The following is a 22,914-nucleotide window of genomic DNA, read 5'->3' on the forward strand; positions in this document are numbered from 1 at the left end:
TAAAAGGCGTCTCTGTCTATATGACAGAGGCGTCTTTTTTTTATACCATGTAAATGGGTGTGAGTATAAGTTTTATCCCCTTGTATAAAGATTCAGGGGGAGTTAGGGGAGTTAGTTCACTCGAAAAAAGCAGCCCATAAAGGGGAGGGAACATCGATGTTTAAGAGGCTTCGGGAAGATATTGAAGTCGTTTTTGAACAGGATCCAGCGGCACGAAGTTATTTCGAAGTCATTTTAACTTACTCTGGATTACATGCAGTTTGGGGCCATCGAATTGCACATGCTTTTTATAAAAGGAATTTTTTCTTTATGGCACGTTGGATTTCGCAAGTTAGTCGTTTTTTTACTGGCATTGAGATTCATCCAGGAGCAACTATTGGTCGTCGTTTTTTCATTGATCATGGAATGGGGGTTGTAATTGGCGAAACGTGTGAAATTGGCGAAAACGTAACAATTTATCAAGGTGTCACATTAGGTGGTACAGGTAAAGAAAAAGGAAAGAGGCACCCTACAATTCAGGATAATGTATTAATTGCAACAGGTGCTAAAGTACTAGGTTCTATTACTGTTGGAGAGAATTCTAAAATTGGAGCAGGATCTGTCGTGTTGAAGGAAGTTCCTGCACATTCTACAGTTGTAGGTATACCTGGCCGAGTCGTTATTCAAAATGGAGTAAAGATTGGTCAAGAATTAAATCATTCTGATCTCCCGGATCCGATTTTTGATAAATTAAAGGTTATGGAAGCAGAACTTGATAAATTGAGAAAGCAACTCGAAGTAAAGGTAGAAAGGAAGGATAAAAATGACTATTCACATTTATAATACGTTAACGCGTCAAAAAGAAGAGTTTATGCCATTAGAAGAAAATAAGGTAAAGATGTATGTGTGCGGACCTACAGTGTATAACTACATTCACATTGGGAATGCAAGACCACCTATGGTATTTGATACAGTACGCCGTTACTTAGAATATAAAGGATATGATGTGCAGTATGTATCTAACTTTACTGACGTGGATGATAAATTAATTAAGGCGGCAAATGAATTAGGTGAAGATGTGCCAACAATTGCAGATCGTTTTGTTGAAGCTTACTTTGAAGATGTAACGGCACTAGGTTGCAAGCATGCAACGGTTCATCCACGTGTAACAGAAAATATGGATATCATTATTGAATTTATTCAAGAACTTGTGAATAAAGGGTATGCATATGAATCAGAAGGTGATGTGTACTTTAAAACGAAAGAATTCGAAGGTTACGGTAAATTATCACATCAACCGATTGCAGACTTACGTCACGGTGCACGTATTGAAGTAGGAGAAAAGAAACAAGACCCTCTTGACTTTGTTTTATGGAAAGCTGCGAAAGAAGGAGAAATCTTCTGGGAAAGCCCTTGGGGGAAAGGACGCCCAGGGTGGCATATTGAATGCTCAGCAATGGCGCGTAAATATTTAGGGGATACAATTGATATTCATGCTGGTGGTCAAGATTTAGCATTTCCTCATCATGAAAATGAAATTGCGCAGTCTGAGGCGTTGACAGGAAAAACATTTGCACGTTATTGGATGCATAATGGATATATTAATATTAATAACGAGAAGATGTCTAAGTCGCTTGGAAACTTCATTTTAGTTCACGATATCATCAAACAATATGATCCACAGTTAATCAGGTTCTTTATGCTATCGGTACATTACCGTCACCCAATTAACTTTAGTGAAGATTTATTGCAAAGTACGAATAATGGACTAGAAAGAATTAAAACAGCTTACGGTAACTTAAAGCATCGTATGGAAAGTAGCACGAATTTAACGGACCATAATGAAAAATGGTTAGCTGAAATGGAAAAGTTCCAGGTTGCATTCGAAGAAGCGATGGATGATGATTTCAATACGGCTAATGCGATTACTGAATTATATAACGTAGCAAATCACGCAAATCAATATTTGTTAGAAGAACATACTTCTAAAATTGTAATTGAAGCGTATGTAAAACAACTTGAAACATTATTTAGTATTTTAGGATTAGAATTAGCGCAAGAAGAGTTGCTTGATGAAGAAATTGAAGCACTAATCCAAAAGCGTATTGAAGCTCGTCAAAATCGTGACTTCGCATTATCTGATCAAATTCGCGATGATTTAAAAGGACGTAATATTATTTTAGAAGATACCGCTCAAGGTACAAGATGGAAAAGAGGATAAGAATGATTGATGCAAAGCAATTGAACAGCTTAGCGTTAGCGTATATGGGTGATGCGGTATATGAACAATATATCCGCTATCACCTCCTTCAAAAGGGGAAAGTTCGCCCTAATCAATTACATCGCTTAGGGACGAGCTTTGTTTCGGCAAAAGCACAGGCGAAAGTTGTTTATCATTTATTAGAGACGGCATTTTTGACAGAAGAGGAAGAGGCGGTATTAAGAAGAGGGCGTAATGCGAATTCGGGTACTGTTCCAAAAAATACAGATGTACAAACATATCGACACAGTACAGCCTTTGAAGCGCTAATCGGTTATCATCACTTGTTGAATAATCGTGAAAGATTGGACGAGATTGTATATAAGGCGATTGACGTTTTGGACGAAAAGGAAGGGAGCACATCATCATGAGTAGTGAATATATTATCGGACGTAACCCTGTAATTGAAGCTTTAAGAGCGGGGCGAGATATTAATAAAATTTTGGTAGCAGAAGGTGCTGCCAAAGGACAAGTGCAGATTGTACTAGCATTAGCAAAAGAGAATAAGGTTATTTTGCAACACGCACCAAAGAAGAAATTAGATCAATTGGTTGAGGGAAATCATCAAGGTGTAATTGCTCAAGTAGCTGCATATCAATATGCTGAGTTAGAGGATTTGTTTAAATTAGCAGAAAAACGCAATGAAGATCCGTTCTTCTTAATTTTAGATGAAATTGAAGACCCACATAACTTAGGTTCTATTATGCGTACTGCGGATGCAACAGGGGCTCATGGGGTTATTATTCCAAAAAGAAGAGCGGTGGGACTTACAGCGTCAGTTGCGAAAGCGTCGACTGGGGCAATTGAATATATTCCTGTTGCACGTGTAACAAATTTATCGCGTACAATTGATGAATTAAAAGAACGCGGACTTTGGATTGCTGGTACAGATGCCAAAGGGAAAACAGATTACCGTAATTTAGATGGTAATATGCCAATCGGACTAGTAATTGGTAGTGAAGGAAAAGGTATGAGTCGTATTATTGGTGAAAAGTGTGATTTCCTAATTACTTTACCGATGGTCGGTAAAGTTACATCCTTAAATGCTTCAGTAGCCGCAAGTTTGTTAATGTATGAGGTATATCGTAAACGTCACGAAATTGGTAAATAAAAAATGAACGATATTTTAATCGTTGACGGTTACAACATTATCGGGGCTTGGGGAGACTTGAAGAAACTGCGGGATGTAGATTTACAGTCATCAAGAGACGCACTTATTGATAAGATGGCGGATTATCAAGGCTATACAGGCACAAAGGTAATGATTGTCTTTGATGCCTATACAGTCTATGGTATTGAAAAAAAGATGAAACAATCGCGGGTGGAAGTAATATTCACGAGAAAGAATCAAACTGCAGATGAAAAGATAGAACAACTTGCGATTGAGCTTAGAAATATAAATACACAAATATACGTTGCAACTTCGGATTATACGGAGCAATGGATTATATTTGCGCAAGGTGCACTTCGAAAATCTGCGCGTGAATTAGAGTTAGAAGTGCAAGCGATGGAACAACAAGTAAGAAGGTGTACAAAAGACACGAAAGAAAAGCAACCCGCCATGCGAAAGATATTTAGTAAAGATATTACAGAAAAATTAGAAAAATTAAGAAGAGGAGAGCGTTGAGGCATTGACGCTCTTTATCTTTTTACTGTATAATATTGCTAAATATATAGCGGTCGGAGGGATCAAGGTGGAAGCAGGCTTCGTAAGTGTAGGCGACGTTACATTTCGTGATTTAGAGGATGAGGCAATCGTTGAGTTAGTTCGAAAAGGTAATACTGACGCTCTAGAATATTTAATTCACAAATATAAGAACTTTGTTCGCGCGAAATCAAGATCTTATTTCTTAGTGGGTGCCGATCGAGAAGACATTGTTCAAGAAGGCATGATTGGGTTGTTTAAAGCCATTCGTGATTATAAAGGGGACAAGCTGTCTTCGTTCAAAGCATTTGCTGAACTGTGTATCACTCGACAAATTATTACCGCTATTAAAACAGCAACAAGGCAAAAACATATTCCGTTAAATTCGTATGTGTCTTTAGACAAGCCAATTTACGATGAGGAATCTGATCGAACATTATTAGATGTTATTTCGGAATCGAAAGTAACTGATCCAGAAGAGATGATTATCAGTCAGGAAGAATATACAGACATAGAATCAAAAATATCTGAATTATTAAGCGATTTAGAAAGAAAAGTGCTCTCTTTATACTTAGATGGTCGTTCCTATCAAGAAATTTCAGAACAGTTAAACAGGCACGTGAAATCTATTGATAACGCATTGCAGCGTGTAAAAAGGAAATTAGAAAGATATATGGAGATGAGAGAGAGTACAACTTTAAATTCATAGCAAGTGCCGCAGGTGTAAAATAATTCACCTGTTTTCTTTTTGTTAAGAGAGTGAAAGTCATGACATTGACATTGTCTTTTGTTGTATGATACATTTTTAGGGACAATGTTACAAGGTTGGTGTAACTAATGAGGAAAAAAGTTGTACTCTCATGTGAAGAGTGTAAAAATCGAAACTACTCTACGATGAAAGATACGAGCTCAGTAGAGCGACTTGAGATAAAGAAGTTTTGTAAAACATGCAATAAGCATACAGTTCACAAAGAAACAAAATAAATAATTGAAATAATACACTGGAGGTCCCGTAGATGCGTTTAACGAACTTTTTCGGCGATGTAGGTCGCGAAATGAAAAAAGTAAGTTGGCCTAAAAAAGATGAATTACTCCGCTCAACAACGACTGTTATCGCGACAGTTGTGTTCTTTGCGATTTTCTTCGCAGTGGTTGATATGGGCATTTCTTCTTTAATTCGGTTAATTCTTGGTTAATTCTTGAATAAGAAGCACTTATCCATGATATAATGTTATTTATAAGAACTGTGTAAAAGCCCGGTGAACGGGTTTTTTCATTTGCGCAAAAAAATGTACGTCAGGGAGGGAAGGACGCTCGTCCTAAATGAATGGAAAAAAGTTGGTATGTTGTCCATACTTATTCTGGATATGAAAATAAAGTAAAAGCAAACCTAGAGAAACGTGTAGAATCAATGGGTATGCAAGATAAAATTTTCCGTGTTGTTGTCCCGGAAGAAGTAGAAGTAGAAATGAAAAATGGTAAAGAAAAAATAACGAAAAGAAAAGTGTTCCCAGGTTACGTATTAGTAGAACTAATCATGACTGACGATTCTTGGTATGTTGTTCGTAATACGCCAGGTGTAACAGGTTTTGTTGGTTCTTCTGGTTCAGGATCTAAACCATCGCCTCTATTAGAAGAGGAAGTTGTTACCATCATGAAGCATATGGGAATGGACAATGAAGTGGTTGATTTCGAATTTGAACTTCATGAAACAGTGCGTGTAAATGAGGGGCCATTCGCGGATTATACAGGTGCGATTGAAGAAATTGATGTGGAAAAGAAAAAAGTTAGCGTGCTTGTAGACATGTTCGGTCGCGAGACTCCGGTTGAACTTGATTTCCATCAAATTGAAAAATTATAAAATGAAACTTGAAATGAATTGTAAAAAGTGATAATATCTTTTAAGTCAGTACGTCTTCGGTAACGGAGACGTTTTTTGAAAAAGATTTTATCATTATGATAAAATATGAAGTGGGAGGGCAAATCACTGCCCAATTGACCACATCACGGACTTAAGGAGGTGTGTCTCGTGGCTAAAAAGGTAATTAAAATAGTAAAACTTCAAATTCCTGCAGGTAAAGCTAATCCAGCTCCGCCGGTTGGTCCAGCATTAGGACAAGCAGGTGTTAACATCATGGGCTTCTGTAAAGAGTTTAACGCTCGTACAGCTGATCAAGCTGGTCTTATCATCCCTGTTGAAATTACGGTATTTGAGGACCGTTCATTCACTTTCATTACTAAAACTCCTCCTGCTGCTGTTCTTCTTAAGAAAGTAGCTGGTATTGAGTCTGGTTCTGGTGAACCAAACCGTAATAAAGTGGCAACTGTTAAGCGTGATAAAGTACGCGAAATCGCTGAAACTAAAATGCCTGACCTAAACGCTGCTAGTGTAGAAGCTGCAATGCGTATGGTTGAAGGTACTGCGCGCAGTATGGGCATCGTTATCGAAGACTAATTCGATTTGTTTTTTGTAAAAAAGGTTGCGGGTCTGGAATTCCAATTCGCAACCTTTATTATCGTAAATGATTATCATTTTTAAATAAATGGATGGGCGCACATCCTCGGGGGTTCCCGGAATGAAGGCGTAAACGTGGGAGGTTATTCCGCTAAAACCACATTCAAGGAGGAAACAAACATGGCTAAAAGAGGTAAAAAGTACGTTGAAGCTGCGAAGCTTGTTGATCGTGCATCTGCTTACTCTGCAACAGAAGCAGTAGAATTAGTAAAGAAAACAAACACAGCTAAATTTGATGCAACTGTAGAAGCTGCATTCCGTTTAGGTGTTGACCCTAAGAAAGCTGACCAACAAATTCGTGGTGCAGTTGTTCTTCCACACGGTACTGGTAAAGTACAACGTGTATTAGTATTCGCTAAAGGCGAAAAAGCAAAAGAAGCAGAAGCTGCTGGCGCTGAATTCGTAGGCGATGCTGATTACATCGGTAAAATCCAAAAAGGTTGGTTCGATTTCGATGTAGTAGTAGCAACTCCTGACATGATGGGTGAAGTTGGTAAACTTGGTCGTGTATTAGGACCTAAAGGTTTAATGCCAAACCCTAAAACTGGAACAGTTACTTTCGATGTAACTAAAGCTGTTAACGAAATCAAAGCTGGTAAAGTTGAATACCGCGTTGATAAAGCTGGTAACATCCACGTTCCAATCGGTAAAGTATCTTTCGAAGATGCTAAATTAGTAGAAAACTTCAAAACAATTGCTGACACGCTACAAAAAGCTAAGCCAGCTGCTGCAAAAGGTACTTACATGAAGAACGCAACTGTTGCTTCTACAATGGGACCTGGCGTACGCGTAGACGTTTCTACACTTGCGTAAAAATTGGAAGTTGACTTCTTAAAGAAGTTTTAATATAATCATTTATGTTGTGAATTTTAATAGTGTACCGTAGACAGTAGGAGTCGATTCGACTTAATTCCCTACCTAGGTGTTAATATACGAAGCGGAATCTTTTTTCTGTGACTATATGCCTCCATGTCTACAAGTTGGGCATGGAGGTTTTTAGTGCACTTTCGGTACATCTTCTATATAATCTACAGGAGGTGTAATAACATGAGCAAAGTAATCGAAACTAAACAACAAGTTGTAACTGAAATCGCTGAAAAACTTCGCGCGAGTAAATCTACAATTGTTGTTGACTACCGTGGTTTAACAGTTTCTGAAGCAACAGAATTACGTAAAAACTTACGTGAAGCTGGCGTTGAGTTCAAAGTTTACAAAAACTCTTTAACTCGTCGTGCTGCAGAGTCTGCTGAAATGGCTGAGTTAAACGAATTCTTAACAGGACCAAACGCAATCGCGTTCAGTAACGAGGATGTAGTTGCTCCTGCGAAAGTATTAAACGACTTCGCTAAAAATCATGAAGCTTTAGAAATTAAAGCAGGCGTAATCGAAGGTAAACTTGTAACACTTGATGAGGTTAAAGCTATCGCTACTCTTCCATCACGTGAAGGCTTACTTTCTATGCTTCTTAGCGTTCTTCAAGCTCCAATCCGTAACCTTGCACTTGCTACTAAAGCAGTTGCAGATCAAAAGGAAGAGCAAGGCGCTTAATTTTTTAAAAGATAATTACTTGTTATCTATAAAACAATACAAACCTATTTAAGGGAGGATATTTACAATGACTAAAGAACAAATCATTGAAGCAGTTAAATCTATGACTGTATTAGAACTTAACGACTTAGTAAAAGCTATCGAGGAAGAATTCGGCGTAACTGCTGCTGCTCCTGTAGCTGTAGCTGGTGGCGCTGGTGAAGCTGCTGCTGAGCAAACTGAATTTGACGTAGTACTTGCAAGTGCTGGCGCTCAAAAAATCAAAGTTATCAAAGCTGTACGTGAAATCACTGGTCTTGGCTTAAAAGAAGCTAAAGAATTAGTTGACAACACTCCAAAAGCAATCAAAGAAGGCGTTACTAAAGAGGAAGCTGAAGAAATGAAAGCTAAACTTGAAGAGGTTGGCGCTGCTGTAGAAGTTAAGTAATTAACTTTTGGTGCTTTTAAAAAAAGCTCGCTCTCATGCGAGCTTTTTTTTTAACTGTAAAGAAAAGAGGTGGCCATATGGCAGACCATTATTTTTCTAACGACCCTTCTAGTAAAAGTGATCGTAAACGATGGGAATTTACACTTCGTGAATCTCGATTTACTTTTTTATCTGACCATGGGGTGTTCTCGAAAAACGAAGTGGACTTTGGTTCTCGTCTTTTAATTGAAGCGTTTCAAATGCCAGATGTTAAAGGTAATGTGTTAGACGTAGGATGTGGGTACGGTCCAATCGGTTTGTCGTTAGCGAAAGAGTTTCAAAATCGTGAAATTCACATGGTGGATGTGAATGAAAGGGCCTTGGGACTTGCAAAAGAAAATGCCGCTAATAACAGAATTGAAAATATACGTATTTTGCAAAGTAGTGTCTATGAAAATGTAGATGGCAAGTATGCTGCTATTCTATCTAATCCTCCAATTCGTGCTGGTAAAGATATCGTGCATGAGATTTTAGAAAAGGCTGTGGAGTATTTAGTTTCAGGTGGAGAATTGTGGATTGTTATTCAAAAGAAACAAGGTGCGCCATCTGCGCTTAAAAAACTAGAAGAAGCATTTTCTGAAGTTGAAGTTGTAGAAAAGAAAAAAGGATATTATATCATAAAATCAAAAAAGCGTTGACGGTTATTTTTGGCTATGTTAACATTATACAATGCCAATATATGATTTTCTGCGTTGAGAAAGATGTATATTTTTGTTTCTCTTGGAAAAGATAGTAAAATCAGCAGATTATGAAACAGAATGATGGTTTTCTTATAGAAGCCATTTTTCTTTTTTGAGCAGATAGAAAGACTCAACGTATCTATCTTTAAGAGAAAAAAACTACGCTAATAGCAGTAGTTGTATTTATTTGTGATTTTTGCACAAATTTTTTTGTGCATTTATAATACTCATGATTTGAGGGGTGAAGCAGTTGACAGGTCAACTAGTTCAATACGGACGCCACCGCCAACGAAGAAGTTATGCCCGTATTAGTGAAGTATTAGAGTTACCAAATCTTATCGAAATTCAAACCTCTTCTTATCAGTGGTTTCTTGATGAGGGTTTGCGAGAAATGTTCCAAGACATTTCTCCGATCGAAGACTTTACGGGAAATCTATCGCTTGAATTTATCGACTACAGCTTAGGTGAACCTAAATACTCTGTAGAAGAATGCAAAGAGCGTGATGTGACGTATGCAGCACCACTTCGTGTAAAAGTGCGTCTAATCAACAAGGAAACTGGTGAAGTAAAAGAACAAGATGTGTTCATGGGAGATTTCCCACTCATGACAGAGACTGGAACATTCGTAATTAACGGTGCAGAACGTGTTATCGTTTCCCAGTTAGTTCGCTCTCCAAGCGTATACTATAGTGGCAAAGTGGATAAAAACGGAAAACGTGGTTTTACTGCTACTGTAATTCCAAACCGCGGAGCTTGGTTAGAGTATGAAACAGATGCTAAGGATGTTGTATATGTGCGTATTGACCGTACGCGTAAACTTCCTGTAACTGTTTTGTTACGCGCATTAGGGTTTGGCTCTGATCAAGAAATCACCGAGCTTTTAGGTGATAACGAATACTTAAGCAATACGTTAGAAAAAGACAACACAGATAGCACAGAGAAAGCATTGCTTGAAATTTATGAGCGTCTACGCCCTGGTGAACCACCAACAGTAGAAAATGCAAAGAGCTTACTTGTGTCTCGTTTCTTTGATCCGAAGCGCTACGATTTAGCAAATGTAGGTCGCTATAAGATCAACAAAAAGCTACACATTAAAAACAGATTGTTTAACCAACGTTTAGCTGAAACACTGGTGGATCCAGAAACTGGTGAAATTTTAGCGGCAGAAGGAACAGTCTTAGATCGTCGTACACTGGATCGTATTCTACCTTACTTAGAGAAAAACATTGGATTCAAAACAGCGAAACCAATGGGTGGAGTGGTAGCAGGCGATGTTGAGCTGCAATCTATTAAGATCTATGCTCCAGAATCAGAAGGCGAACGATCTATAAACGTAATTGGGAATGCAAATATTACTCGTGATATAAAAAACATCACACCAGGTGATATTCTTGCTTCTATTAGCTACTTCTTTAACTTGCTATATAAAGTAGGGGATACAGATGATATTGACCACTTAGGAAATCGTCGTCTGCGTTCTGTAGGAGAGTTACTACAAAACCAATTCCGTATCGGTCTTTCTCGTATGGAACGTGTTGTTCGTGAGAGAATGTCGATTCAAGATACAAATGCAATTACACCACAAGCGTTAATTAACATTCGCCCGGTTATTGCATCTATTAAAGAGTTCTTCGGAAGTTCTCAGTTATCTCAGTTCATGGATCAAACAAACCCATTAGCAGAGTTAACTCACAAACGAAGACTATCTGCATTAGGACCCGGTGGTTTAACGCGTGAGCGCGCAGGCTTTGAAGTACGTGACGTTCACTACTCTCACTATGGTCGTATGTGTCCAATCGAAACACCAGAGGGACCAAACATCGGTTTGATTAACTCATTATCTTCGTTTGCGAAAGTAAATGAGTTTGGTTTCATTGAAACGCCATACCGTCGTGTTGACCCAGAAACTGGTCTTGTAACAGGGCAGGTTGATTATTTAACAGCAGATGAAGAAGATAACTATGTTGTAGCCCAAGCGAATATGAAATTATCTGAAGTAGGGGAATTCCTTGATGAAGATATCGTAGCTCGTTTCCGTGGTGAAAACATTGTCACAAATAAAGAACGCATCGACTACATGGATGTATCTCCAAAACAAGTAGTGTCGGCAGCGACAGCTTGTATTCCGTTCTTAGAAAACGATGACTCTAACCGCGCACTTATGGGAGCGAACATGCAACGTCAGGCGGTTCCGTTAATAAATCCGGAATCTCCGATTGTAGGTACAGGTATGGAGTACGTATCAGCAAAAGACTCAGGTGCTGCAGTAATCTGTAAACAGCCTGGTGTTGTTGAGCGCGTAGAAGCACGTGAAGTTTGGGTACGTCGTTATGTAGACGTTGACGGCCAAACAGTAAAAGGCGACTTAGATCGCTACAAAATGCAAAAATTCATTCGTTCTAACCAAGGAACTTGCTACAACCAACGTCCAATCGTAAGTGTTGGAGACCAAGTTGTAAAAGGTGAAATCCTTGCGGATGGTCCTTCTATGGAACTAGGTGAACTAGCGCTTGGACGTAACGTGCTTGTTGGCTTTATGACATGGGACGGTTATAACTATGAGGATGCGATCATCATGAGTGAGCGCCTTGTAAAAGATGATGTGTACACTTCTATCCATATTGAAGAATATGAATCAGAAGCTCGTGATACGAAGCTTGGACCAGAAGAAATTACACGTGATATCCCGAATGTTGGAGAAGATGCACTTCGTAATCTTGACGAGCGCGGTATTATTCGCGTCGGTGCTGAAGTAAAAGATGGAGATCTACTTGTTGGTAAAGTAACGCCAAAAGGTGTAACAGAATTAACGGCAGAAGAACGTCTATTACATGCAATCTTCGGTGAGAAAGCACGTGAAGTACGTGATACATCACTACGTGTACCACACGGTGGTGGCGGTATTATCTTAGACGTAAAAGTGTTTAACCGTGAAGATGGCGATGAATTGCCACCAGGCGTGAATCAACTTGTACGTGCATATATCGTTCAAAAGCGTAAAATTTCTGAAGGTGACAAAATGGCCGGTCGTCATGGTAACAAAGGTGTTATTTCTCGTATTTTACCAGAAGAAGATATGCCTTACTTACCAGATGGTACGCCAATCGATATCATGTTAAACCCATTAGGGGTACCATCTCGTATGAATATCGGTCAGGTATTAGAGCTTCATCTTGGTATGGCAGCAAGATACCTTGGTATTCACATTGCAACACCGGTATTCGATGGTGCTCGTGAGGAAGATGTATGGGGCACAATTGAAGAAGCTGGTATGGCAAATGACGCGAAAACAATCCTGTATGACGGACGTACTGGTGAGCCATTCGATAACCGTGTATCTGTTGGTGTCATGTATATGATCAAACTTGCGCACATGGTTGACGATAAGCTTCATGCTCGTTCTACTGGACCATACTCACTTGTAACGCAGCAACCTCTTGGAGGTAAAGCTCAGTTCGGTGGACAGCGTTTCGGTGAGATGGAGGTTTGGGCACTTGAAGCTTATGGTGCCGCTTATACTCTTCAAGAAATCTTAACAGTGAAGTCTGATGATGTTATTGGACGTGTTAAGACGTATGAAGCAATTGTAAAAGGTGAAAATGTTCCAGAACCAGGCGTTCCTGAATCATTCAAAGTATTGATTAAAGAACTGCAAAGTTTAGGTATGGACGTTAAAATGATGTCTATCAACGATACAGAAATTGAAATGCGTGATACGGAAGATGATGATCATCAATCAGCAGATAAATTGAATGTTGAAGTTGAGACAACTAAGGAATAATTGGGATAACCTGTAGACTAAAAGGGAGGTAGGCCCCTTGATAGATGTAAATAACTTTGAATATATGAAGATTGGACTTGCTTCACCTGACAAGATTCGTTCTTGGTCATACGGTGAAGTTAAGAAACCAGAAACAATTAACTATCGTACGTTAAAGCCTGAAAAAGATGGCTTGTTCTGTGAGCGTATTTTCGGACCACAAAAGGACTGGGAATGTCATTGCGGAAAATATAAACGTGTACGTTATAAAGGTGTAGTTTGTGATCGATGTGGCGTTGAAGTAACGCGTGCAAAAGTTCGTCGTGAACGTATGGGTCATATCGAATTAGCTGCTCCTGTATCTCATATTTGGTATTTCAAAGGTATCCCGAGCCGCATGGGACTTGTCTTAGACATGTCCCCTCGCGCGCTTGAAGAAGTAATTTATTTCGCTTCTTATGTTGTAACAGAAAGTGGAGATACACCACTTGATAAGAAGCAATTACTTTCTGAAAAAGAATACCGTGCATATCGTGATCGATATGGCAGTACATTCCATGCTGCTATGGGTGCAGAAGCGATTAAAAAATTACTGCAAGACATCGATTTAGATAAAGAAGTAGACTTCTTAAAGGAAGAATTAAAAACAGCACAAGGACAACGCCGTACTCGTGCTATTAAACGTCTAGAAGTATTAGAAGCATTCCGTAACTCTGGAAATCACCCATCTTGGATGATCTTAGAGGTTCTTCCAGTTATCCCACCAGAACTACGCCCGATGGTACAGTTAGATGGTGGACGTTTTGCTACTTCTGACTTAAACGACTTATATCGTCGTGTAATTAACCGTAACAACCGTTTAAAACGTCTATTGGACTTAGGTGCACCAAGCATCATCGTTCAAAACGAAAAACGTATGTTACAAGAAGCTGTAGACGCATTAATCGATAATGGTCGCCGTGGCCGTCCAGTTACTGGACCAGGTAACCGTCCATTAAAATCACTATCTCACATGCTTAAAGGTAAACAAGGACGTTTCCGTCAAAACTTATTAGGTAAACGTGTTGACTACTCTGGCCGTTCTGTAATCGTTGTAGGACCGAACTTAAAGATGTACCAATGTGGATTGCCGAAAGAAATGGCACTTGAATTGTTTAAACCTTTCGTTATGAAAGAGTTAGTTGGAAAAGGATTAGCACACAACATTAAGAGTGCTAAACGTAAAATCGAGCGTGTACACCCTGAAGTTTGGGACGTTTTAGAATCTGTGATTAAAGAGCATCCAGTACTTCTAAACCGCGCACCAACACTTCACCGTCTTGGTATCCAGGCGTTTGAACCTACACTAGTAGAGGGTCGTGCAATCCGTCTTCACCCACTTGTATGTACTGCATACAACGCGGACTTTGACGGTGACCAAATGGCGGTTCACGTTCCGTTATCATCAGAGGCACAAGCGGAAGCTCGTATTCTTATGTTAGCGGCACAAAACATCTTGAATCCAAAAGACGGAAAACCAGTTGTTACTCCATCTCAAGATATGGTATTAGGTAACTATTACTTAACACTTGAGCGCGAGGGTGCAATCGGTGAAGGTATGGTCTTCAAAGATGCAAACGAAGCAATACTTGCATACCAAAATGGATATGTACATCTGCACACACGTGTTGCAGTTGCTGCGAGTTCGGTAAATAATGTAACGTTTACTGAAGAGCAAAAGAGTAAGCTTCTATTAACAACAGTTGGTAAATTAATATTTAACGAAATCTTACCAGAGTCGTTCCCTTATATTAATGAACCAACAAACTCAAACCTTGAAAAAGAAACACCAGCGGAATATTTCGTTGAAAAAGGTGCGAACATTAAAGAAATTATTGCTAGTCGCGAAGAAGTGGCGCCATTTAGCAAGAAAATCCTTGGTAACATTATTGCGGAAGTATTCAAACGTTTCCAAATTACGGAAACATCTCGCATGCTTGACCGTATGAAAAACTTAGGATTTAAATACTCTACAAAAGCTGGTATTACAGTTGGGGTATCAGACATTCTTGTATTAGGCGAAAAAAATGAAATTCTCCATGAAGCACAAGCAAAAGTAGATAATGTAATTAAACAATTCCGTCGCGGTTTAATCACGGAAGAAGAACGTTACGATCGCGTTATCTCTATTTGGAGTAATGCAAAAGATGTTATCCAAGGAAAACTGATGAAATCCTTGAATAAACGCAACCCAATCTTCATGATGAGTGATTCAGGTGCCCGTGGTAACGCATCGAACTTTACTCAGCTTGCTGGTATGCGTGGTCTGATGGCCAATCCATCTGGTCGTATCATTGAGCTTCCAATCAAATCAAGTTTCCGTGAAGGTTTAACAGTACTTGAGTACTTCATCTCTACGCATGGTGCGCGTAAAGGTCTTGCCGATACAGCACTTAAAACTGCCGATTCTGGTTACTTAACACGTCGTCTTGTAGACGTTGCACAAGATGTAATTGTTCGTCAAGATGATTGTGGGACAGATCGTGGTTTACTAATTGGTGCGATTAAAGAGGGTAATGAAGTTATTGAGTCACTATATGATCGTCTTGTTGGACGTTTTGCGAGAAAAACTGTAAAACATCCTGAAACAGGTGAAGTATTAATTGCTGAAAATCAATTAATTACTGAAGATATTGCTCATATCGTTGAAAAGTCGGGTGTTGAAACTGTAAATATTCGTTCAGCGTTTACGTGTAATACTCGCCATGGTGTATGTAAAAAGTGTTACGGTCGTAACTTAGCAACTGGTACAGACGTAGAAGTAGGAGAGGCGGTAGGTATTATCGCAGCTCAATCTATCGGTGAGCCAGGTACACAGTTAACGATGCGTACGTTCCATACAGGTGGGGTTGCCGGAGATGATATCACACAAGGTTTACCTCGTATCCAAGAGATCTTCGAGGCTCGTAATCCGAAAGGTCAGGCAGTTATCAGTGAAATCGACGGTGTTATCGCAGCGATCAACGATGTTAAAGATCGCCAAGAAGTAGTTGTACAGGGTGAAGTTGAAGCTCGTACGTATGCTATTCCTTACGGTGCTCGTCTGAAAGTAACTCTAGGACAGCCAATTAGCCACGGTAAAGAGTTAACAGAAGGTTCTATTGATCCGAAGGAATTACTAAAAGTAACGGACATTACAGCAGTTCAAGAATACTTATTACGTGAAGTTCAAAAAGTATACCGTATGCAAGGGGTAGAAATTGGTGACAAACACGTAGAAGTAATGGTACGTCAAATGCTACGTAAAGTTCGTGTAAGTGATGCGGGTGAAACAGATGTATTACCAGGAACATTACTAGACATCCATCAGTTTACTGATGCGAATGCGAAGGTGTTACTGAAAGGTAAACAACCAGCAACAGCTAGACCGGTTCTACTTGGTATTACTAAAGCTTCACTTGAAACTGATTCGTTCTTATCTGCAGCATCGTTCCAAGAAACAACTCGTGTTCTAACAGATGCAGCAATTAAGGGTAAACGCGATGAGCTTCTAGGATTGAAAGAGAATGTTATTATCGGTAAGCTTGTTCCTGCTGGAACAGGTATGAATCGTTATCGCCAAGTGGATCTTGTAAAAACAACACAAGATAACATGAATGTAGAAAACGATGAAGTTTATGTGGAACAGTAAAATTTTCCGTCGTAAATTTTGTATAAAAACAGCTAATCCTAGTTGACATTGTATGAGACAAAATGTTACTATAATCAAGGTTGCTCCTGAACGATGCTTTGGAGGATATTTATATGTCTTATCAAAAAGTGTCAAATGCTGAAAATGTAGTCGTTGGTTATAAACGAACATTGGAAGCAATCAAAAATGGTATAGTTAAAGAAGTTGTTATTGCGGAAGATGCTGATGTGCGGTTAACCCATGTTATCATTCGTACTGCCTTGCAACATAACATACCCATAACCAAAGTTGAATCAGTTCGTAAGCTTGGAAAAGTTTCGGGGATTCAAGTGGGAGCTTCAGCAATAGGAATAATAAGTTAAAACTGTTTTTGTGAGGAGAGAGCATTTGCTCTTCCTTGCAAAAACTTTGTTTTCAACTAATAATGAACCACCTGGATATGTGGTCATACAAACATGCGAAGGGAGGATAAACAAATGCCTACTATTAACCAATTAGTGAGAAATGGTCGTACTGATAAAGTATGGAAGTCTAAATCACCTGCGTTAAACAAAGGTTTTAATTCTTTAAAGAAAAAATCAACTGATATCTCTGCACCTCAAAAACGTGGTGTGTGTACTCGTGTTGGTACAATGACTCCGAAGAAACCGAACTCAGCGTTACGTAAATACGCTCGTGTACGTTTAACAAATGGTATTGAAGTTACAGCTTACATCCCAGGTATCGGTCATAACCTACAAGAGCATAGCGTAGTATTAATTCGCGGTGGTCGAGTAAAGGATTTACCAGGGGTACGTTACCACATCGTTCGTGGTGCGCTTGATACAGCTGGTGTTGACAAACGTATGCAAGGACGTTCTAAATATGGTACTAAGCGACCAAAACCTGCTAAAAAATAATAAACTTATAATGAAAGGAGGAACTCAATATGCCTCGTAAAGGACCTGTTGCGAAACGTGACGTGTTACCAGATCCAATGTACAATTCTAAGCTTGTAACACGCCTAATCAACAAAATGATGGTTGACGGTAAAAAAGGTAAATCTCAAACAATTCTTTATAACGCTTTCGAAATCGTTCGTGAACGTTCAGATAAAGAACCAATGGAAGTATTCGAGCAAGCTCTTAAGAACATCATGCCTGTTCTTGAAGTACGCGCTCGTCGTGTTGGTGGTGCTAACTACCAAGTTCCGGTTGAGGTTCGTCCAGAACGCCGTACAACTTTAGGTCTTCGCTGGTTAGTAAACTATGCTCGTCTTCGTGGTGAAAAAACTATGGAAGAGCGTCTAGCTTACGAAATCTTAGATGCATCTAACAACGCTGGTGCAGCTGTTAAGAAACGTGAAGACACTCATAAAATGGCAGAAGCTAACAAAGCATTTGCTCATTACCGTTGGTAGGATTCAACGTAAAATAAATGTAAGCATAAACCGCTTTATTTGTCGCTTATGGAAGTGTGGAGAGGGAGAATGCCTCTCCCTTTCGTTGGGCGCTCGTTTTACATAATGAGGGTACTGGACACTGGCATATGTAACAATATAAAGTGGCTTTTTTGCTACTTAAAATAAAATAATCCAATCCATATATGGAAGGAGCAAGACACCAAATGACTAGAGAGTTCTCTTTAGAAAACACTCGTAATATTGGTATCATGGCTCACATCGATGCTGGTAAAACAACAGCAACTGAGCGTATTCTGTATTACACAGGACGTATTCATAAAATCGGTGAAACTCATGAAGGTGCATCTCAGATGGACTGGATGGAGCAAGAGCAAGAACGTGGTATCACAATTACTTCTGCTGCAACTACAGCACAATGGAAAGGTCACCGTGTAAATATCATTGACACTCCAGGACACGTAGATTTCACAGTAGAAGTAGAACGTTCTTTACGCGTACTTGATGGCGCAGTAGCAGTACTTGATGCACAATCTGGTGTAGAACCACAAACAGAAACTGTTTGGCGTCAGGCTACTACTTATGGTGTACCTCGTATCGTATTCGTTAACAAAATGGATAAGATTGGTGCAGATTTCTTATACTCTGTAGGAACAATCCACGATCGTTTACAAGCAAACGCACATCCAATTCAGTTACCAATCGGTGCTGAAGATGAGTTCAATGGTATCATTGACCTTGTTGAAGAGTGTGCTTACATGTACGCTAACGATTTAGGAACAGACATCGAGCGTGTTGAAATTCCTGAAGAGCACAAAGAATTAGCTGAAGAATACCGCGGGAAACTTATTGAAGCGGTAGCTGAGCTTGATGAAGAAATGATGATGAAGTACCTAGAAGGTGAAGAAATCACTGTAGAAGAGCTTAAAGCTGGTATCCGTAAGGCTACAACTTCTGTTGAATTCTTCCCAGTAATCTGTGGTTCTGCATTCAAAAATAAAGGTGTTCAAATTCTGTTAGACGCAGTTATTGACTACCTACCATCTCCATTAGATGTACCTGCTATTAAAGGTACTCTTCCGGATACGGAGGAAGCTATCGAGCGTAAGTCTAGCGATGAAGAACCATTCGCAGCTCTAGCATTCAAAATCATGACTGACCCTTATGTTGGTAAGTTAACGTTCTTCCGTGTGTATTCTGGTGTGTTAAACTCTGGATCATACGTGAAAAACTCAACTAAAGGTAAGCGTGAGCGTGTAGGTCGTATCCTACAAATGCACGCTAACAGCCGTGAAGAGATTTCAACAGTTTACGCTGGTGATATCGCTGCTGCTGTAGGTTTAAAAGATACTACTACTGGTGATACTCTTTGTGACGAGAAGAGCCTTGTTATCCTTGAGTCTATGGAATTCCCAGAGCCAGTTATCTCTGTAGCTATCGAACCAAAATCTAAAGCTGACCAAGATAAAATGGGTACAGCATTATCTAAGCTTTCTGAAGAAGATCCAACATTCCGTGCTCACACTGACCAAGAAACTGGCCAAACAATCATCGCTGGTATGGGTGAACTTCACCTTGATATCATCGTTGACCGTATGCGCCGTGAATTCAAAGTGGAAGCAAACGTTGGTGCTCCTCAGGTAGCATACCGTGAGACTTTCCGCGCTGCTGCGAAAGTTGAAGGTAAGTTCGCTCGTCAATCTGGTGGTCGTGGACAATTCGGTCACGTTTGGATTGAGTTTGAACCTAATGAAGAAGGTAAAGGATTCGAATTCCAAAACAAGGTTGTCGGTGGTGTAGTTCCACGTGAATACATCCCAGCTGTTGGAGCGGGTCTTGAAGACTCACTTAAAAATGGTGTACTAGCTGGTTATCCACTAGTTGACATTAAAGCTGCGTTAGTTGACGGATCTTACCATGATGTTGACTCCTCTGAGATGGCGTTCAAAATCGCTGCATCTATGGCGCTTAAAGCTGCGGTTTCTAAATGTAGCCCAGTAATTCTTGAGCCAATGATGAAAGTTGAAGTTGTAATTCCTGAAGAGTACATGGGTGACATTATGGGTGACGTAACATCTCGTCGTGGACGTGTAGAAGGTATGGAAGCTCGCGGTAACGCACAAGTTGTTCGCGCTATGGTTCCACTTTCTGAAATGTTCGGTTATGCAACGGCATTACGTTCTAACACTCAAGGACGCGGAACATTCTCAATGACATTTGATCATTATGAAGAAGTACCGAAGTCTGTTTCTGAAGAAATTATTAAAAAAAATAAAGGTGAATAATTGATTTTTATCGATTGTTCAAGTATAACTACTTATGTAAGCTTAGAAAGTGAGACTTAAGTTTCACTTTCTAGTCTAAATATAAAATAACCTATATAAACTAAGGAGGAATTTAGAATGGCTAAAGCTAAATTCGAACGTTCTAAACCCCATGTTAACATCGGTACAATCGGCCACGTTGACCATGGTAAAACTACATTAACTGCTGCGATCACTACAGTTCTTGCAAAAGCTGGTGGTGCTGAAGCACGCGGATACGATCAAATCGACGCTGCTCCAGAAGAAAGAGAGCGCGGAATCACAATCTCAACTGCACACGTTGAGTACGAAACTGAAACTCGTCACTATGCACACGTTGACTGCCCAGGTCATGCTGACTATGTTAAAAACATGATCACTGGTGCTGCTCAAATGGACGGCGGTATCTTAGTAGTATCTGCTGCTGATGGTCCAATGCCTCAAACACGTGAGCACATCCTTCTTTCTCGTCAAGTAGGTGTTCCTTACATCGTTGTATTCTTAAACAAATGCGACATGGTAGACGACGAAGAATTATTAGAATTAGTTGAAATGGAAGTTCGCGACCTATTATCTGAATACGGATTCCCAGGCGACGATATTCCTGTAATTAAAGGTTCTGCTCTTAAAGCTCTTCAAGGAGAAGCTGAGTGGGAAGAAAAAATCATCGAATTAATGGCTGAAGTTGATGCTTACATCCCAACTCCAGAACGTGAAACTGACAAACCATTCTTAATGCCTATCGAGGATGTATTCTCTATCACAGGTCGTGGTACAGTTGCAACTGGTCGTGTTGAGCGTGGAATCGTTAAAGTTGGTGACGTAGTAGAAATCATCGGTCTTGCTGAAGAGAATGCTAATACAACTGTAACTGGTGTAGAAATGTTCCGTAAGCTTCTTGACCAAGCTCAAGCTGGAGACAACATCGGTGCTCTACTTCGTGGGGTTGCTCGTGAAGACATCCAACGTGGACAAGTTCTTGCTAAAACTGGCTCTGTAAAAGCACACGCTAAATTCAAAGCTGAGGTTTTCGTATTATCTAAAGAAGAAGGTGGACGTCACACTCCATTCTTCGCTAACTACCGTCCACAGTTCTACTTCCGTACAACTGACGTAACTGGTATCATCCAATTACCAGAAGGTACTGAAATGGTAATGCCTGGTGACAACATCGAAATGACTATCGAACTTATCGCTCCAATCGCTATCGAAGAGGGAACTAAATTCTCTATTCGTGAAGGTGGACGTACAGTAGGTTACGGTGTAGTTGCTACAATCGTTGCTGAGTAGTCTTTAATTAGATTATTAAAAACTCAAGGGATTCTCCCTTGAGTTTTTTTATTGCTTATTACTATAGAAGAAAGAGATGCATTTTCTATTTTTGAATGAGTTTCTTCTATAGTATATAAAACGAAAGTGACACCCAAAAACTGTAAGTTAAATAAGAGTAGATGAAAACTTGATATTCTTTAAAGTGCCATGTATAATAGCAAAAGTAGAGAAAAGCAGATGCAAACAAAAAGATGCTTGCATCTAGACGAATAACATTGTATAATAGACAATGTTGGTCTTTGACTGCGATGAAGTGGAAGGTTGCTGACACACCCGGCCGCTTTGCCATGGCATGGTGTGGGGAAATTTCCATGGAGAAGGTCTATTTTAGAAATAGGCGAACGAAGGAGGGAAAATAATGGCAAAAGAAAAAATTCGTATCCGTTTAAAAGCTTATGATCACCGTATTCTTGATCAATCAGCTGAGAAAATTGTAGAAACAGCTAAGCGTTCTGGGGCAACAGTTTCTGGTCCAATCCCATTACCAACTGAGAAGACTATTTACACAATTCTTCGTGCTGTTCATAAGTACAAAGATTCTCGTGAACAATTCGAAATGCGCACGCACAAACGTTTAATCGACATCGTGAGTCCTACTCCACAAACAGTAGATTCATTAATGCGTTTAGACTTACCATCTGGTGTAGATATCGAAATCAAATTATAATTCATATAACTTAAAAATGTAGGAGGTGTAACTCATGACCAAAGGAATCTTAGGAAGAAAGATCGGTATGACTCAAGTATTTGCTGAGAACGGTGAGTTAATCCCAGTAACGGTAATCGCTGCTAATCCAAACGTTGTTCTTCAAAAGAAAACAACTGAAACTGATGGCTACAACGCAATTCAGTTAGGATTTGAAGATAAACGTGAAAAGTTAACTAACAAACCTGAACAAGGCCACACTGCTAAAGCATCTACAACTCCTAAGCGCTTCATTCGCGAAATCCGCGATGCAGACGTGGACGGATTAGAGGTTGGTCAAGAGGTAAAAGTTGAAGTTTTCGCTGCAGGTGAAATCGTTGACGTAACAGGAATTTCTAAAGGTAAAGGTTTCCAAGGTGTTATTAAACGCCACGGACAATCTCGCGGACCTATGTCTCATGGTTCTCGCTATCACCGTCGTCCAGGTTCAATGGGGCCAGTTGCTCCGAACCGTGTATTCAAAGGCAAAAAACTTGCTGGACGTATGGGCGGAGACCAAGTTACTATCCAAAACTTAGAAATCGTTCAAGTTGACACTGAGCGCAACTTATTACTAGTAAAAGGTAACGTTCCAGGTGCTAAGAAATCTCTTGTAGTTGTTCAAGGCGCTGTGAAGGTTAGCAAATAATTCACAATAGGAAGGAGGAATTC

The 22,914-nt window shown here is 39.7% G+C and carries 23 protein-coding genes and 2 other annotated features (1 of these 25 running past the window's edge); all 23 genes read left to right on the forward strand.

The window, feature by feature from the left end:
• Positions 1 to 17 (forward strand) — a binding site (T-box leader) (it extends 229 nt beyond the left edge of the window).
• 139 nt (positions 18 to 156) lie between these two features.
• Entirely contained in the window at positions 157 to 822 is a 666-nt protein-coding gene (cysE, locus tag MHI07_RS00560) for a serine O-acetyltransferase (protein WP_016103297.1), read from the forward strand.
• Positions 803 to 2,200: a cysteine--tRNA ligase gene (cysS, locus tag MHI07_RS00565; protein WP_340821436.1), complete on the forward strand. Its 1,398-nt coding sequence runs from the start codon at positions 803 to 805 to the stop codon at positions 2,198 to 2,200. The genes cysE and cysS overlap by 20 nt, the downstream gene beginning before the upstream one ends.
• Before the next feature lie 2 nt (positions 2,201 to 2,202).
• Positions 2,203 to 2,610, forward strand: a complete 408-nt coding sequence (locus MHI07_RS00570; protein ID WP_002159611.1) for a Mini-ribonuclease 3 — start codon at positions 2,203 to 2,205, stop codon at positions 2,608 to 2,610.
• Positions 2,607 to 3,350, forward strand: coding sequence for a 23S rRNA (guanosine(2251)-2'-O)-methyltransferase RlmB (gene rlmB, locus MHI07_RS00575; RefSeq protein WP_002091503.1), 744 nt, complete (start codon positions 2,607 to 2,609; stop codon positions 3,348 to 3,350). Before MHI07_RS00570 ends, rlmB begins: the two co-directional genes overlap by 4 nt.
• 3 nt (positions 3,351 to 3,353) lie before the next feature.
• A complete protein-coding gene (locus tag MHI07_RS00580; protein ID WP_340821437.1) occupies positions 3,354 to 3,866 on the forward strand; it encodes an NYN domain-containing protein in 513 nt (170 codons plus the stop codon).
• Positions 3,867 to 3,933: 67 nt separating this feature from the next.
• Positions 3,934 to 4,593, forward strand: coding sequence for an RNA polymerase sporulation sigma factor SigH (locus MHI07_RS00585; protein ID WP_002009799.1), 660 nt, complete (start codon positions 3,934 to 3,936; stop codon positions 4,591 to 4,593).
• Positions 4,594 to 4,721: 128 nt separating this feature from the next.
• A complete protein-coding gene (rpmG, locus tag MHI07_RS00590; RefSeq protein ID WP_012260172.1) occupies positions 4,722 to 4,868 on the forward strand; it encodes a 50S ribosomal protein L33 in 147 nt (48 codons plus the stop codon).
• Positions 4,869 to 4,900: 32 nt separating this feature from the next.
• Positions 4,901 to 5,080, forward strand: a complete 180-nt coding sequence (secE, locus tag MHI07_RS00595) for a preprotein translocase subunit SecE (RefSeq protein ID WP_002009797.1) — start codon at positions 4,901 to 4,903, stop codon at positions 5,078 to 5,080.
• A gap of 131 nt (positions 5,081 to 5,211) precedes the next feature.
• Positions 5,212 to 5,745: a transcription termination/antitermination protein NusG gene (gene nusG, locus MHI07_RS00600; RefSeq protein WP_002009795.1), complete on the forward strand. Its 534-nt coding sequence runs from the start codon at positions 5,212 to 5,214 to the stop codon at positions 5,743 to 5,745.
• A gap of 168 nt (positions 5,746 to 5,913) precedes the next feature.
• Entirely contained in the window at positions 5,914 to 6,339 is a 426-nt protein-coding gene (gene rplK, locus MHI07_RS00605) for a 50S ribosomal protein L11 (protein WP_002159610.1), read from the forward strand.
• A 180-nt stretch (positions 6,340 to 6,519) separates the two neighbouring features.
• Positions 6,520 to 7,212 carry a 50S ribosomal protein L1 gene (gene rplA, locus MHI07_RS00610; protein WP_002009792.1) on the forward strand — a complete coding sequence of 231 codons (693 nt, stop codon included), beginning with the start codon at positions 6,520 to 6,522 and terminating at the stop codon, positions 7,210 to 7,212.
• Positions 7,213 to 7,261: 49 nt separating this feature from the next.
• Positions 7,262 to 7,407 (forward strand) — a sequence feature (ribosomal protein L10 leader region).
• A 39-nt stretch (positions 7,408 to 7,446) separates the two neighbouring features.
• Positions 7,447 to 7,947: a 50S ribosomal protein L10 gene (gene rplJ, locus MHI07_RS00615; protein WP_002009790.1), complete on the forward strand. Its 501-nt coding sequence runs from the start codon at positions 7,447 to 7,449 to the stop codon at positions 7,945 to 7,947.
• 67 nt (positions 7,948 to 8,014) lie between these two features.
• A complete protein-coding gene (rplL, locus tag MHI07_RS00620; RefSeq protein WP_002009788.1) occupies positions 8,015 to 8,374 on the forward strand; it encodes a 50S ribosomal protein L7/L12 in 360 nt (119 codons plus the stop codon).
• A gap of 77 nt (positions 8,375 to 8,451) precedes the next feature.
• Positions 8,452 to 9,051, forward strand: coding sequence for a class I SAM-dependent methyltransferase (locus tag MHI07_RS00625; protein ID WP_340821439.1), 600 nt, complete (start codon positions 8,452 to 8,454; stop codon positions 9,049 to 9,051).
• 292 nt (positions 9,052 to 9,343) lie between these two features.
• A complete protein-coding gene (rpoB, locus tag MHI07_RS00630) occupies positions 9,344 to 12,874 on the forward strand; it encodes a DNA-directed RNA polymerase subunit beta (RefSeq protein WP_002159608.1) in 3,531 nt (1,176 codons plus the stop codon).
• A 37-nt stretch (positions 12,875 to 12,911) separates the two neighbouring features.
• Positions 12,912 to 16,523, forward strand: coding sequence for a DNA-directed RNA polymerase subunit beta' (gene rpoC, locus MHI07_RS00635; RefSeq protein ID WP_002091510.1), 3,612 nt, complete (start codon positions 12,912 to 12,914; stop codon positions 16,521 to 16,523).
• Between the two features lie 113 nt (positions 16,524 to 16,636).
• Complete coding sequence (locus MHI07_RS00640) at positions 16,637 to 16,885, forward strand: 50S ribosomal protein L7ae-like protein (RefSeq protein ID WP_002159607.1); 249 nt, start codon at positions 16,637 to 16,639, stop codon at positions 16,883 to 16,885.
• A gap of 114 nt (positions 16,886 to 16,999) precedes the next feature.
• Entirely contained in the window at positions 17,000 to 17,422 is a 423-nt protein-coding gene (gene rpsL / locus MHI07_RS00645; RefSeq protein WP_001142341.1) for a 30S ribosomal protein S12, read from the forward strand.
• Positions 17,423 to 17,451: 29 nt separating this feature from the next.
• Positions 17,452 to 17,922 carry a 30S ribosomal protein S7 gene (gene rpsG / locus MHI07_RS00650; RefSeq protein WP_002063416.1) on the forward strand — a complete coding sequence of 157 codons (471 nt, stop codon included), beginning with the start codon at positions 17,452 to 17,454 and terminating at the stop codon, positions 17,920 to 17,922.
• A gap of 206 nt (positions 17,923 to 18,128) precedes the next feature.
• A complete protein-coding gene (gene fusA, locus MHI07_RS00655; RefSeq protein WP_002159606.1) occupies positions 18,129 to 20,207 on the forward strand; it encodes an elongation factor G in 2,079 nt (692 codons plus the stop codon).
• Between the two features lie 117 nt (positions 20,208 to 20,324).
• Positions 20,325 to 21,515: an elongation factor Tu gene (gene tuf, locus MHI07_RS00660; RefSeq protein ID WP_002159605.1), complete on the forward strand. Its 1,191-nt coding sequence runs from the start codon at positions 20,325 to 20,327 to the stop codon at positions 21,513 to 21,515.
• Between the two features lie 400 nt (positions 21,516 to 21,915).
• Positions 21,916 to 22,224 (forward strand): 30S ribosomal protein S10, encoded by a 309-nt coding sequence (rpsJ, locus tag MHI07_RS00665; RefSeq protein ID WP_001040595.1) that lies wholly within the window; start codon positions 21,916 to 21,918, stop codon positions 22,222 to 22,224.
• A gap of 34 nt (positions 22,225 to 22,258) precedes the next feature.
• The gene (gene rplC / locus MHI07_RS00670; RefSeq protein WP_000160209.1) at positions 22,259 to 22,891 is read left to right on the forward strand and encodes a 50S ribosomal protein L3; all 633 of its coding nucleotides are present in this window, start codon (positions 22,259 to 22,261) and stop codon (positions 22,889 to 22,891) included.
• Positions 22,892 to 22,914 lie beyond the last annotated feature (23 nt).

The sequence above is a fragment of the Bacillus sp. FSL H8-0545 genome (assembly GCF_038006105.1).
GTDB classification, from domain to species: Bacteria; Bacillota; Bacilli; order Bacillales; family Bacillaceae_G; genus Bacillus_A; species Bacillus_A cereus_U.